Source organism: Alteromonas alvinellae, assembly GCF_902705805.1.
This window is the reverse complement of sequence record NZ_CACSIH010000098.1, coordinates 49,212-63,692: the sequence shown is the minus strand read 5'-3', so window position 1 is coordinate 63,692 and position 14,481 is coordinate 49,212. Positions and strand designations below refer to the sequence as shown.

Here is a 14,481-nt window from a genome sequence, read left to right as displayed (position 1 = left end):
CTCATTTTTAAGTTTAAAAACCCGCAAAGTTGCGGGTTTTTTTGTACCTAAAATTCACGTTCAGACTTCGTCATGTTTCGTTCAGAAACCGTTAAGTTTTAATGTCTTATCTTACATCTCGTTCCCAACACATTTTTAAGGACAAAAGACATGAACACTAACACTAATAAGCTAAAAACTACGCTAACTTCACTTTCAATTATCACCGCATCAGTATTCGCAATGACGGCTGCTCATGCAGCTACGCAAAACGAAGTACAAGTAACTGCCGTTGATTTTGAGGGGCTGAATGACAAACTCTACGGTGCAAGATATGTGCGCTACCTTGATGAAGTGAGCGGAAACAGCGGCGCTTACCTTATTAACCCTTATCTACAGCGCGTATCTAGTCTGTCTGGCGGTTACGCCACACTCGATGGTATTGATGTATTTAACCTAGGCAGTACTTTTTACCTAGACGATACTTGGATGCTTGCTATAGAAGGTGCTCACAGTAAATTTGACGAAGACTTTGGTGATGAGGATTACACCAATATCGATGTAAAAGTAGGGTTTAATTTGTCACGTCAATGGCAGATAGGCGCAGGTTTAATTTATCAGCGCGCCAATTATGAAATTAATGACGGTACAAATAGCTATAGCGAAAGTGAGAATGAAACTTCACCACTTGTATTTACACGCTATACCACGGTAGGTAACGGGGGAACGGGTTGGGACTTGACCGCCCAATATATTGCCGACGATGTTGATGTATTATCTGGAAGTGCGCGTTACTTCTTTAGCCCAGCTTTGAGTGTTCAAGGTAGCTATAGCTATACCAACGCGCCAGATGGCTTTGACAACTTAAAAACAGCAGGGGTGGCTTTAGATTACTGGGTAAATGAGCAGTTCTCAGTATCAGCAAGCTATGAAACAGATATCGACAGTGATATTGAAAGCGATGTCGCGTCACTTACGGCTTCTTACCGCTTTTAAAGCAAGTCAGCCACCAGATATTCATAGCTAGCAATTACTAACAATGAACTATCAGCTTCGGTTGGTAGTTCATTTTTTGCGTTTGTACCTATAAATTATTTTTAAGTTAACAAGTGTCTTTGATGTAGTTAAAAACAGCCGTTCATCGATAAATTTGAAGTTTAATTTTCCCTGCCTGAATATTTTTTAATCTTTTTTACACGCCTAATCATACACTTCCTAAAACAACTGTATATAAAGACAGTTTAAACCCAGTGTTTATGCGGCTTTCACGCCTTTTTTCTACTTGACAGTGGGGATCATTGCTACCTAAACTGTAACTCAGTGGGTAAATGTGGCGAATTGTGGATCAAATCATCATCACTTTGCAGATTAGTACTCAAAAAACAAGAAAACCAAGAGCAAATAATAAAAGGCTAGGGGAATGTTCCGCGGCGCTAACGCAATCAATCTGGATACAAAAGGCAGACTGGCTATACCGACGAAGTATCGTCAGTCGCTGCTGGATGATTGTCAGGGACAACTAGTCTGCACAGTCGATACACAACAAAGTTGTTTGCTACTTTACCCACTTCCCGAATGGGAAGAGATTGAGCTTAAACTCTCTAAACTTTCAAGCATGATCCCCGCCGAGCGTCGCTTGCAGCGATTGCTACTAGGTTATGCTTCTGAAGGTGAGATGGATAAAAGCGGGCGCATTCTTGTTCCTACTCCACTGCGAAGTTTCGCAAAACTCTCAAAAGAAGTCATGTTAGTTGGTCAGTTAAACAAATTCGAAATTTGGGATGCCGATATTTGGGCACAACAAGTTGAAGCTGATATAGACACCGAACGCAAAGGCGAATTTGAACTTACCGAACGATTACAGGACTTTTCTCTATGACGCAGCCTAGCGAATTTAAACATATTTCAGTATTGCTTGATGAGTGCATTGAAGCCCTGGCGATTAAGCCAAGCGGTATTTATATTGATGCTACGTTTGGCCGTGGTGGGCATTCTGCACATATTTTGGATGCATTGGGCGAAAACGGGCGTCTTATCGCGTTTGACCGTGACCCGCAAGCAATTAAAGCGGCAGAACGCTTCGTCGATGACAAGCGTTTTAGCATTATCCATTCACCGTTTGGTGATATGGCAGAAGAAATCGAAGCGCTAGGGTTAACCGGTAAGATTGACGGTGTGCTTATGGATTTGGGCGTGTCTTCACCTCAACTTGACGATGCCGAGCGTGGCTTTAGCTTTTTACGTGACGGCCCGCTGGATATGCGTATGGACACCTCTCGTGGACAAAGTGCTGCAGACTGGCTGGCTAGCGCCGAAGAACAAGACATTACGCAGGTTATTAAAGAGTTTGGCGAAGAGAAGTTCGGCAAACGCATAGCCCATGCCATCGTAAATACGCGCAAAGAAACGCCTATCACACGCACTGCTCAGCTAGCCAAGATCATCGACGAAGCGGTTCCTGTAAAGGATAAGTTTAAACATCCGGCTACCCGCGCATTCCAAGGCATTCGCATTTATATCAATGCGGAGCTGGAGCAACTTCGCGTGGGCCTTAAAGCGGCGACACAGGTGTTGGCGAAAGAAGGTCGTCTTGCCGTTATTTCGTTTCACTCGCTTGAAGACCGTTTAGTAAAACGCTTCATTAAGGATCAAAGTAAAGGGAAATCAGTACCACACAACTTACCGATTACTCAGGCTGAAATAGATGCAGATAAAGTGCTAAAAGCCTTGGGCAAAGCGATAAAACCTTCAGAACAGGAGATTGCGAACAACGTTCGCTCTCGCAGTTCGGTATTACGTGTGGCAGAAAAGTTATGACCAAAGCCGCGCCAGACAAGGCCAGCACTAATTTTAAATTACTGCTAATAATTGTTTCAGATTTGACCCGCAACAAGTTGCGGGTTTTGTTGTATTTAATGGTTATCGTAAGTGCAATGGCGGTAACGCTTAGCAGCCATCACAACAGACAGCAGGTCATTGCCCTTGAAGACCTCATGCAAGAGAAAGATGAGCTTGATGTTGAGTGGCGTAACCTTGTGCTTGAGCAACGTGCGTTAACCGAGCACAACCGCATAGAAAACCTGGTTGAAAAACAATTAGAAATGTACCGTCCAACCGCAGATGATGAAGTAGTGGTGAGGTTAAAATGAGTACAACCGCGCTTTCTCGCCAACGTAAAAAGACCGGTGCAAAACAAAATGTAACGCCAAGCTTAGTGCACTGGCGTTTTGTGGTTGTGCTTGTCGTAATCATGCTGGTTTTCGGCGTGTTGGCTGCCCGCGCGGCCTACATCCAAGTTATTGAACCAGACGAGTTAATTCAACAGGGTGACAACCGCACGCTTAGAACCCGAGATATGCCGACCTATCGCGGGCTTATTACCGACAGAAATGGCGTTGAACTAGCGGTGAGTGTTCCTGTCCGCGCAATTTACGCAGATCCAAAAATTATTCATGAAAATAACGGCTTTGAGGAAGAGCGCCGCTGGGAAGCGCTGGCGGATGTACTGCGCCAAGACGTGAATGAACTCAAAGAAAAAGTGGCAAACCCCAAACGCCGCTTCGTCTATTTACAGCGTCAGGTGTCGCCTGCAATGGCAGAGTACGTTGATAAATTAGACATTCCGGGCATTTATCTTCGTCGTGAAAGCCGCCGCTACTATCCTACAGGTGAAGTTTCAGCGCAGCTAATCGGCGTAACCGATGTTGATGATACAGGCGTTGAAGGCTTGGAGCGCATGTATAACGAGTGGCTAACGGGCACGCCGGGTTCTCGTAAAATACGCCGCGATGCGAAAGGCCGCCAAGTTGAAATATTAGAAACAAAATCTGGCGAAAAAGCTGGTGACCTGCAGCTGACTATCGATCAGCGCATTCAAGCACTTGCTTACAAAGAAATCAAAGAAGCCATGATTTATTATCAATCAAGCTCGGCCTCCGCCATTGTTATCGATGTAAAAAGCGGTGATGTATTAGCCATGGTGAATGCACCGTCATTCAACCCTAACGATAGAAGCGATATTTCTGCGCACAGAATGCGTAACAGGGTTATTACCGATGCGTTCGAACCAGGCTCGGCGCTAAAACCGCTGGCCGTCCTTACTGCATTAGAGTTCGGTGAAGTGGAGCCTGAAGACTCAGTAAACACTCATCCAGGATGGATGCGATTAGGCGGCAGCCTAGTAAAAGATTCGCGTAACTATGGCGAGCTAACGCTAGAAGAAATTATCCAGCATTCCTCCAATATGGGCACATCGAAGCTGGCGCTTTCAGTGCCCAAGCAGTTTCTGCTAGATACTTACTACAACATGGGCTTAATGAGCGATACCGGACTTAATATGGCTGGGGAAAGTAGCGGTATTTTCCATGAGCGCAGTCGCTGGTCTGAATTTGAATTAGCCACGCTGTCATTTGGGTACGGCATTTCTGTGACAACAGCACAGTTGGGGCGTCTTTACGCAACGCTGGCAAACGGCGGTATAAAAACTCCGCTTAATATCATCAAGTCACCAGAGCAACCCTCTTGGCAAGCACAGTCTGAGCGGGTGATTAGCGAAGAAAACGCGAAAGCTATTGTTCAAATGATGGAAAGTGTAACCCAGCGTGGCGGTACGGCAATTAAAGCCTCGGTACCAGGGTATCGCGTTGCTGGTAAAACAGGAACAAGCCGAAAAGCGGTGGCCGGCGGGTACGGTGAAGAGTACGTCAACATTTTCGCCGGTATTGCACCTGTGTCTGACCCAAGATTAGTGACAATTGTACTGATCAACGAACCCGGCGGTGACTTGTATCACGCGGGGGATACCGCTGCACCTGTCTTTTCATCAATTATGGGTGGCGCACTGCACATGTTAAACGTTACGCCCGATGACAAGCAGGTTACATCTAGCCGCTTATTGAAAGGAGATCAAAGTGGTAGTTAGTGCCTTTATTCAAAGTATAAAAGCCTTGTTGGCGAAATTTGGTGTAGACGCCCCAGATATCCGTATTGAAGGTTTAACGTTAGACAGCCGAGAAGTGAATACACGCTTGGCTTTTTTGGCGATTAAGGGCCACGAACGCGATGGTCGAGATTTTATACCCCAGGCAATAAGTTTAGGGGCCCGTGTAATTCTGGCGCAAACTGAAGACAGTAGTGCCCATGGTCAGATGGAAATGCGTGACCACAGCGTCATTATCTCCTTGTATGAATTACCACAAATGCTCTCTGCATTAGCTGCTGCATTTTACGACTACCCTGCTCAGAAAATGACGACGGTAGCAGTGACAGGGACAAACGGAAAAACCTCTACAGTTCAATTGCTTACCCAGCTTAAGGATGCGTTAGGTACACGTAGTGCAAGCATCGGAACTCTAGGGAGCAGTGTGTTTGAAGGCGATGAAACCCAGTGGTCGAACACGCCGGCAGCAAACACTACGCCCGATGCCATACGTATGCAGTATTTGTTGGCAGACTTTGTGCAAAGTGAAGTGCGCCATACGGCCTTCGAAGCAAGTTCTCACGCATTGGTTCAAGGTCGGCTTGGTACAGTAAAAACCGATATCGCTGTTTTCACCAACCTTACTCGAGATCATCTCGATTACCACGGCACCATGGAAGAGTACGGCAAAGCCAAGCGCTTGCTGCTTCAGCAGCCAGGTTTAAAGGCTGTTGTATTAAACGTTAATGATGATGAAAGTAAGAAGTGGGATGGTGCAGCAGATAAGTCGATTACACGCATCTGGACAGGTATAGACGAAAGTGGTCTGGATGGAAGCGGTGAAAGTGAGTGCTTGCGAGAGCATAACAATCCTCAAAGTCGCCATTGTTTCGCCACAAATGCTTCTTATCATGCAGGTGGATGTAGCTTTGAACTGGTGAGTTCGTGGGGAAGCGCTGCTATTTCGCTGCCACTATTCGGAAAGTTCAATATCAGTAATGTATTGAGTGCTATAGGTACGTTACTCGCTGAAGGTGAGCGTTTTGATGACGTTGTTAACGCGGTAAATGCGATCACGCCTGTACCCGGGCGAATGGAAGTCTTCTCTGTAACGGGTGCCGCTAACTTGGTGGTGGACTACGCGCATACACCAGACGCTCTGGAGAAAGTGCTGTTAAGCGCCAAATTCCATACAACGGGCAAAGTGTGGTGTGTGTTTGGCTGTGGCGGGGACAGAGACAAAGGCAAGCGACCGTTAATGGGGCAGGCTGCCGAGGTTGGTGCTGACGCTATTGTGATCACCACAGATAACAGTCGCAGTGAAAGCCCTGAATCTATCGCCGAGGATATCATTGAGGGTTTGAAAAACCGTGAGCTGGCAGTGTCTATTCCCGATCGCGAGCAAGCTATTCGTCATTGCCTTGAGCATGCGCATGAAAGCGACATCATCATCGTGGCCGGAAAAGGCCATGAAGATTACCAAATTATCGGTGACAAAAAGACTAACTATAACGAACGTGCAGTTGTGGCGCGACTGCAACAGGAGTACAGCAAATGATAACAACAACGCTGTCATGGATAGCCGAAAAGGTTAATGGAAAATTATTGAACGATGCTGCTGACGTTGAAGTTTCAGCGGTAAGTACCGATACCCGCACCCTTGAAGATGGCGCAGTTTACTTAGCCTTGAAAGGTCCGAATTTTAATGGCCATGATTTTATTTCAACGGCAGAGAAAGCGGGAGCAAGTGCGGTTATTGCCAGTGAAGACGTAGCGACCTCGTTACCTGTTATCATGGTTGAAGATACCAAAGAAGCACTTGGTCTATTAGGGGCGGCGGTGAAAGCTTATGTGGCGCCTAAAACCATTGCCATCACCGGAAGCAGTGGTAAAACCACCGTAAAGGAAATGTGTGCCGCTATTTTGGAGCGAAGAGGCAATGTATTAGCCACAAACGGTAACTTCAATAATGATATTGGTGTGCCGCTAACCCTTTTACGCCTAGAGCCTCAGCATGAATACGCGGTTATGGAGCTAGGCGCAAATCATATCGGTGAAATCGCCTATACCACAAACCTCGTAAAGCCGGACGTAGCGACTATAGTAAACGCCGCCGCTTCTCACTTAGAAGGCTTTGGCAGCTTGCTAGGCGTGGCACGCGCCAAAAGCGAAATTTTTAAAGGCTTAGGCAGTGACGGTGTGGCGGTAGTTAACGTTGATAGTCAGTTTGCTGAATTTTGGCAGGGCAAACTTAAACAGACCAAAACGCTAACGTTTTCCCCGCAGCAGAAAAACGATGCTGACTTTAGAGCAGAAGATATCACCATTGGATTAGATGGCTGCGCCGCATTCCACTTGGTTTGCCCGCAAGGTGATATGTCTATTCAGCTTACTATTCCTGGCGTTCACAACGTGGGTAATGCCCTTGTTGCTGCGACATTAACGCTGCAAGTTGGCGCAACATTAGAAAACGTACGCGACGGTCTACTTGCTATGAAGCAAGTTAGCGGGCGCTTGAATGTAAAACAACTCACCGAACAGGTTCGCCTGTTAGACGATACCTACAACGCCAACGTGGCGTCTGTAAATGCGGCAATTGATACGCTAAGTAGCTTTTCAGGCATTCGCGTTCTTGTTCTAGGCGACATGAAAGAGTTGGGTGAAAAAGCGCGTTATTACCACGAGCAGGTAGGGGAATACGCTAAACAAAAAGGAATTAATTACCTGTATACCATGGGTGTTTTGAGTCAATCAGCCAGTGCTGTGTTTAATGAAAACGGTGGTCATTTCAGCGATGTTGAAAGTTTGTTGGCCGCAATGGAGAGTGATTTGTTAGTGCAGCAGCGCGATATTTCAATTTTAGTTAAAGGTTCACGCAGTTCCAAAATGGAACGTGTGGTAGAGGCGGTCGAGGCCTCTACGCTGGGAAAGCACGATAGCCGTCGGGAGCGAATAGCATGTTAATTTGGCTAGCCGACTGGCTGACACAATTCGATTCAGGGTTTAACGTATTTTCATACCTTACCCTTCGCGCAATTTTAAGCACGCTGACCGCATTGCTTATTGCCATTTTAATTGGCCCTAAGATGATTCGTTATTTGCAGCGCATGCAAATTGGTCAAACTGTACGAGACGATGGCCCACAAAGCCATTTATCAAAATCAGGCACGCCCACTATGGGCGGGTTACTTATACTCGCAGCAATTGTAGTAAGCGGCCTGCTTTGGGCTGACCTTACTAATCGTTATGTATTGGTAACCCTAACCGTGGTTGTGGCCTACGGTATTATTGGGTTTGTTGACGACTACAGAAAAGTGATCCGCAAAGATTCGAAGGGGCTTATCGCCCGTTGGAAATATTTCTGGCAATCTGTGGTTGCGTTAGGCGTCGCATTCTATCTATACAGCAGTGCAACAATAAGCGCTGAAACCTCACTACTGGTGCCTTTCTTCAAAGAAGTGTTCCCGCAGTTAGGTGCGTTCTTCATCATTATTACCTACTTTGCCATTGTAGGCACAAGTAACGCGGTAAACCTTACCGATGGATTGGATGGACTTGCCATTGTTCCCACTATATTGGTGGCAGGCGCATTTGCCATTTTTGCCTATGTGACAGGTAATGCGAACTTTGCTGAATACCTGAATATTCCTCATATTCCGCTCACCAGCGAACTGGTGATTGTGTGTACCGCTATGGTCGGGGCTGGCTTGGGCTTTTTATGGTTTAACACGTATCCGGCACAAGTATTTATGGGTGACGTTGGCTCACTAGCGCTAGGCGGCACACTAGGTGTGTTAGCTGTATTAGTGCGCCAAGAACTCGTGTTAATCATCATGGGTGGTGTTTTTGTTATGGAAACCCTGTCGGTCATCCTTCAGGTAGGTTCTTACAAATTGCGTGGCCAGCGTATTTTTCGTATGGCGCCTATTCACCATCACTATGAATTGAAGGGCTGGCCAGAGCCGCGCGTAATAGTGCGTTTTTGGATCATTTCAATCATTTTGGTGTTGGTGGGTCTTGCTACCCTCAAACTTAGATAAGCGGTAAAGAGATAAATCGTAATGTCGTATAACGTACGTGAGCATAGTTATGTAGTCGGTGGCCTAGGTGTTACAGGTCAGGCTTGCGTGCGCTTTTTGTTGCAAAAGCAGGCAACGGTTAAAGCATTTGATACACGTGCTAATTTTTCTGCACCTGGTGATCTTGATACTGACATGCAAGCGTTTATGGCAGAGAAGGTCACTTGCACTGCCCTAAGCGAAGATTACTTTGATGGTGTAGACACCTTGGTGTTAAGCCCGGGGCTTGCTCTGAATATTGAACAAGTGGCTTTAGCGCAAAAGTGTGGTGTTGAGGTGATCGGCGACGTGGAATTGTTCGCCCGTTTAAATGCCTCCACGAGTAGTGCTACGCCAGCTAAGCGCGTAGTAGGTATAACCGGCTCTAACGGTAAAACCACGGTTACTTTATTAGTGAACCATCTGCTCAAAAGCTGCGGCGTAAAAAGCATTGAAGCGGGTAACGTAGGTCGCCCTGTGCTTGAAGCGCTTCAAAGTGATGCAGATGTAGTGGTGATGGAGCTATCAAGTTTTCAACTTGAAACTACGTCTAGCCTGGTGCTTGAAGCTGCTACTGTGCTCAATATTTCCGATGACCACCTAGACCGTCACGGTACCCTTGAAGCCTATATCGATGCCAAGCATCGCATTTTTGATAATGCGAAATCTGCAGTTGTGTGGCGAGACGGTGAGTTTGTAGCACCTTACGAGCAGCTTATTACCGATGCTAAGGGTAATGCCGCATTAAACGCCGTATCTGATGGCGTATCTAATGCCGCGTCTAATGAAGAGTCGCTAGCGTCAAAAAATATCGTTGAATATGGACTGGGAGAGTCGACCACAGGGTTTGCGATTGCGTCTTTTGACAGTGACGATAGTGCTCGTGACGATGAACAAAGTCTATATATAACGTTTAATGGCGAAAAGCTTATTGCCCTTAGCGATATCCATTTAGCGGGCATGCATAACGTACTAAACATCATGGCTGCATTGGGCATCTGCCTTCAGCTAGGTGTTTCGCCAGAGCTCGCGGTTAAACATCTACACAGTTTCAAAGCTGCACCACATCGCTGTGTGGAAATAGCCCGCGTAAACGACATCCGCTATATCGACGATTCCAAAGCAACCAATATTGGCGCCACTGTCGCGGCCCTTGAAGGAATAGGCCCTACTATAAAGGGGAAACTTATCCTTATTGCAGGTGGTGACGCTAAAGGCGCTGATATAGCCAGCCTCTCGCCTTATCTAACTAAATATGTATCGCACGTGTTTGCTTTGGGCAAAGATGCACACCTGTTTGAAAAGAGTTTTGCGCATACTACCCGTGTGGCAACCATGAAAGACGCCGTAAAAGCAGCAACAAGACTTGCTGCACCTGGTGATGTAGTGCTGCTTTCGCCTGCGTGTGCAAGTTTAGATATGTTTAAGAACTACATGCATCGCGGTGACGTGTTTAAACAAGACGTGCACAATCTCCACAATTTACACAGTGAGAACAACGGCGCTGTGGGGGCCGCATCATGATGGCTGCCTCTACCAAACTTAGCGCACTATTTGCTGCGAAACACGATGGGCAGCCTTCGGCAACGCACCCTTATGATGTGACGCTGATATTAATTGCGCTCGCGCTAATGAGCATTGGGGTTGTAATTGTAACTTCCGCGTCGATGCCGGTGGCCGATAGGTTGCACGACAATCCGTTCTATTTTGCTATTCGCCACGGTATTTATATTGTTGGGGCGATCGTCGCCGCTATGGTGGTACTGAATTTACCCATGCAGTTTTGGCGCATGACAAATCCCTACCTTCTGCTTGCGGCTATAGCGCTATTGTTAGCAGTACTGGTAGTGGGAAGAACCGTAAACGGGAGTACCCGTTGGTTGGCGATTGGCCCTATAACCATTCAAGCCGCTGAGCCGGCAAAGCTCTTTTTCTTTGCGTATTTGGCTGGTTATCTGGTTCGTCGCTACGAAGAAGTTACCGAGAACCTAAAAGGCTTTATTAAGCCCCTTGTGGTGTTCTTTGTGCTAGCGATGTTGCTACTGCTACAGCCAGATTTAGGTACCGTCGTTGTGATGTTTGCCACCACGATTGGCTTATTGTTTTTAGCCGGTGCACGACTCTGGCAGTTCTTCGCTCTGGTGTTTGTAGGCATATTGGCGGTAGTGGCGCTAATCGTGTTTGAAGAATATCGTCTTAAACGAGTGACTTCCTTCTTAGACCCATGGGCAGATCCATTTGGTGCAGGTTATCAGCTTACTCAGTCTTTAATGGCGTATGGTCGTGGTAACTGGTTCGGGCAAGGACTAGGCAATAGCTTACAAAAGTTGGAGTTCTTACCTGAAGCACACACCGACTTTGTTATGGCTATCCTGGCAGAAGAGCTCGGCTTTGTTGGTGTACTTGCCGTGCTTGGTCTTATTTTATGGATGGTTTTACGTGCGCTAAGCATTGGAAACAAGGCACTTGAAAAAGGACGAGCGTTTGATGGTTATCTGGCTTACAGCATAGGCATCTGGTTTAGTTTCCAAACGGCGGTAAATATTGGTGCAAGCGCAGGTATTCTGCCCACCAAAGGGTTAACACTGCCGCTAGTTAGTTACGGCGGCTCGTCACTTATCATTATGTCAGTAGCGGTAGCCATATTACTTCGTATCGATTTCGAATTACGGGTTGATGGCGTACAGGCGATTGGCCGAGGCGACAGCAAATCCGGTAAGAGTAAAGCCCGCCGAAAAAAGCCGATACCAACAAGCGCGTCCAAATCTAAAGCGTCACATACTGAAGGTGATGCGAGCGTAGAGAGCAAGGCCGATGAAGCTGATTTTTCTACGGCGACGGTTGAAGCTAAACCTAGCGTCAAAACATCAAGCGCAGAAGATGAAGGAAAAGCTGGCATTAAAGCTATACTCGCGCGCGTAGCGCAGGAGGCTGACAATGGCTAAGCGTTGCTTGATTATGGCTGGTGGTACAGGCGGGCATGTTTTCCCTGGTCTTGCAGTGGCAAACGCGCTTCGAAATGAAGGTTGGGATATTCATTGGCTAGGCACCTCCGAGCGAATGGAAGCGCAAGTTGTCCCTAAGCACGATATTCCCATTCATTTTATTCCGGTAAAAGGGCTTCGTGGTAAAGGCATCGCGGCACGCTTTGAAGGCGCCATTGCTTTAATTAAAAGCTTATTTTCAGCAAGACGAATTATAAAGCGTCTTCAACCTGATATCGTGGTCGGATTTGGCGGTTACGCAAGCGGCCCGGGCGGGGTAGCCGCAAAAAGTTTAGGCATTCCCGTTATTGTGCATGAGCAAAATGCCGCGGCAGGCATGACCAATAAGCTGCTTAGTAAAATCGCAAGTCGGGTGCTTCTGGGCTTTGACGATGCGAAAGAACAATTTTCAGGTAGCGCTACTAAGGTGCATACTGTGGGCAATCCTGTTCGAGACGAAATTTGGCAGGTGAAACCCAAGCCTGTAGACATTGACGCAGACGTTCGTGCAAACACGCTTGAAAGCCGTTTTGAAAACACTAGTGAGCATAAGCAAGGTCTTAATATGCTTGTTGTAGGCGGCAGTTTAGGTGCACAAATTCTCAATGAAACCGTGCCGGAGACTTGCGGGGGGCTAGAAGGTTTATCAATCAAACACCAATGTGGAAAAGGCAACAGTGAAGGTGTCATTAAAGCCTACACGTCGGTGGGCGCAGATATGTCGAAAATCGATGTCAGTGATTTTATTGATGACATGGCCGCAGCTTATGAATGGGCAGATTTTGTTGTCTGTAGAGCCGGTGCGCTTACGGTAAGTGAAGTTGCAGCTGCCGGACGCGCAGCGATTTTCGTACCGCTACCTTTTGCGGTTGACGATCACCAAACAAAAAATGCGCAATCGTTAGTAAAGCAAAATGCGGCACTGATGATTGCTCAATCTGTATTGAAAGAAAATTTAGGGCAGGCGGTGCGTCAGTGGTTACAACACCCTGAAGGCTGCTTAAAGATGGGTGCTGTTGCGAAAACATGTGCAAGCACTCATGCCACGGAAAATGTAGTAAGCCACGTTAAAAGCGTGGTAGGAGTAGGGGACTAATGGTTTTTAAAACCCCATTTGAAAGCCCGCAAATGCGCAGGGTGAAAAATATATTCTTTATTGGTATCGGCGGTGCCGGTATGGGTGGTATTGCCGAAGTATTACTGAACGAAGGTTATGCTATTGCTGGCTCTGACGTTCAAGAAGGGCCAATGACACAGCGCTTAAGCGAATTAGGTGCTGATGTGAAAATAGGCCACCGTGCGGAAAATGTTGAAGGCATGGACGTTATTGTGGTGTCTAGCGCTATCAATGAGCAAAATCCAGAGATTATCGTTGCTCGTGAAAAGCGCATTCCAATTATCCGCCGTGCAGAAATGCTGGCAGAATTGATGCGATTCCGCCACGGTATTGCGGTGGCGGGTACCCACGGTAAAACTACCACAACCAGTTTAATTTCAACGATTTTCGCAGAAGCTGAGTATGACCCTACGTTTGTTATCGGCGGTTTGCTTAACAGTGCTGGTACGAATGCGCGTTTGGGTAAAAGCCGTTATCTAATCGCAGAGGCTGACGAAAGCGATGCGTCGTTCCTTCATTTGCAGCCGATGGTTTCTGTGGTGACCAATATTGAAGCCGACCATATGGATACTTATGGTGGCGACTTCTCAAAGGTGAAAGATACCTTTGTTGATTTCTTGTCGAACCTACCGTTTTATGGTCAAGCCATCGTGTGCGGTGACGATGCAAATATCCAAGAAATTCGCCCTCGTATAGGTCGAAGCATTCTTACCTATGGTTTTGAATCACATAATGACTATCGCGCAGAAAAAGTTTCTCTGTCATTCGGTAAAGCGAATTTTACGGTCATTCGCCCAGAACGCGAACCGCTAGATATAACGTTGAACCTCACCGGTAACCACAATGTGCTAAATGCCCTTGCTGCTATCGCTGTCGCAACAGATGAAGGTGTAGATGACGACGCTATCATTCGCGCATTAGCCAGCTTTGGTGGAATAGGTCGTCGTTTCGAGCAGTTAGGTACGTTTAATACCAGCAAAGGTGAGGTGTGTTTGGTGGATGATTATGGTCACCACCCGACGGAAGTAAGGGCGACTATCGCTGCGGCTCGTGCAAACTGGCCTGATAAGCGCTTAGTAATGGTTTATCAACCACATCGCTTTACGCGAACCCGCGACCTTTACGAGGACTTTGTTGAAGTACTGTCGAGTGTTGATGCCTTGTTGCTTCTGGATGTATATGCTGCCAGTGAACAACCTATTGAAGGCGCTGACAGTAAAGCGCTATGCCGTTCCATTCGTCAGCGCGGTCAAATAGAGCCTGTATACGTAGGTGACAAAGACGCCTTACCAGCTATTTTGGCGAATATCATGCAAGATGGCGACATCGTTATGACCCAAGGGGCGGGTAACATCGGACAAATTGCTAAGCTCTTAGCTCGTCACGCGCTAGAGCCGATCACACTTGCAAAGGAAGGGGAATAAG

General features: G+C 46.9%; 12 protein-coding genes. All 12 read left to right on the top strand.

Annotated elements, in window-relative coordinates; genetic code table 11:
• Window positions 1-150 precede the first annotated feature (150 nt).
• The 12 genes from ACX5KA_RS06370 (at window position 151) to murC (ending at window position 14,480) form a co-directional block, all read left to right on the top strand.
• The gene (locus tag ACX5KA_RS06370) at window positions 151-975 is read left to right on the top strand and encodes a putative porin (RefSeq protein WP_039218680.1); all 825 of its coding nucleotides are present in this window, start codon (window positions 151-153) and stop codon (window positions 973-975) included.
• 424 nt (window positions 976-1,399) lie between these two features.
• A complete protein-coding gene (gene mraZ, locus ACX5KA_RS06365) occupies window positions 1,400-1,858 on the top strand; it encodes a division/cell wall cluster transcriptional repressor MraZ (protein WP_012519465.1) in 459 nt (152 codons plus the stop codon).
• Entirely contained in the window at window positions 1,855-2,796 is a 942-nt protein-coding gene (gene rsmH / locus ACX5KA_RS06360; RefSeq protein ID WP_458730694.1) for a 16S rRNA (cytosine(1402)-N(4))-methyltransferase RsmH, read from the top strand. The genes mraZ and rsmH overlap by 4 nt, the downstream gene beginning before the upstream one ends.
• Complete coding sequence (gene ftsL, locus ACX5KA_RS06355) at window positions 2,793-3,128, top strand: cell division protein FtsL (protein WP_014999277.1); 336 nt, start codon at window positions 2,793-2,795, stop codon at window positions 3,126-3,128. Before rsmH ends, ftsL begins: the two co-directional genes overlap by 4 nt.
• Window positions 3,125-4,900, top strand: a complete 1,776-nt coding sequence (locus ACX5KA_RS06350) for a penicillin-binding transpeptidase domain-containing protein (RefSeq protein ID WP_458730693.1) — start codon at window positions 3,125-3,127, stop codon at window positions 4,898-4,900. The genes ftsL and ACX5KA_RS06350 overlap by 4 nt, the downstream gene beginning before the upstream one ends.
• Window positions 4,890-6,455, top strand: a complete 1,566-nt coding sequence (locus ACX5KA_RS06345; RefSeq protein WP_458730692.1) for a UDP-N-acetylmuramoyl-L-alanyl-D-glutamate--2,6-diaminopimelate ligase — start codon at window positions 4,890-4,892, stop codon at window positions 6,453-6,455. Before ACX5KA_RS06350 ends, ACX5KA_RS06345 begins: the two co-directional genes overlap by 11 nt.
• A complete protein-coding gene (locus ACX5KA_RS06340) occupies window positions 6,452-7,861 on the top strand; it encodes a UDP-N-acetylmuramoyl-tripeptide--D-alanyl-D-alanine ligase (protein WP_458730691.1) in 1,410 nt (469 codons plus the stop codon). Before ACX5KA_RS06345 ends, ACX5KA_RS06340 begins: the two co-directional genes overlap by 4 nt.
• Entirely contained in the window at window positions 7,855-8,937 is a 1,083-nt protein-coding gene (gene mraY, locus ACX5KA_RS06335; protein ID WP_014950432.1) for a phospho-N-acetylmuramoyl-pentapeptide-transferase, read from the top strand. The genes ACX5KA_RS06340 and mraY overlap by 7 nt, the downstream gene beginning before the upstream one ends.
• A gap of 21 nt (window positions 8,938-8,958) precedes the next feature.
• Window positions 8,959-10,479: a UDP-N-acetylmuramoyl-L-alanine--D-glutamate ligase gene (gene murD, locus ACX5KA_RS06330; protein WP_458730690.1), complete on the top strand. Its 1,521-nt coding sequence runs from the start codon at window positions 8,959-8,961 to the stop codon at window positions 10,477-10,479.
• Complete coding sequence (ftsW, locus tag ACX5KA_RS06325; RefSeq protein WP_014999271.1) at window positions 10,476-11,900, top strand: cell division protein FtsW; 1,425 nt, start codon at window positions 10,476-10,478, stop codon at window positions 11,898-11,900. The genes murD and ftsW overlap by 4 nt, the downstream gene beginning before the upstream one ends.
• A complete protein-coding gene (murG, locus tag ACX5KA_RS06320) occupies window positions 11,893-13,035 on the top strand; it encodes an undecaprenyldiphospho-muramoylpentapeptide beta-N-acetylglucosaminyltransferase (protein ID WP_458730689.1) in 1,143 nt (380 codons plus the stop codon). Before ftsW ends, murG begins: the two co-directional genes overlap by 8 nt.
• Window positions 13,035-14,480: a UDP-N-acetylmuramate--L-alanine ligase gene (gene murC / locus ACX5KA_RS06315; protein ID WP_458730688.1), complete on the top strand. Its 1,446-nt coding sequence runs from the start codon at window positions 13,035-13,037 to the stop codon at window positions 14,478-14,480. Before murG ends, murC begins: the two co-directional genes overlap by 1 nt.
• Window position 14,481: the final 1 nt, after the last annotated feature.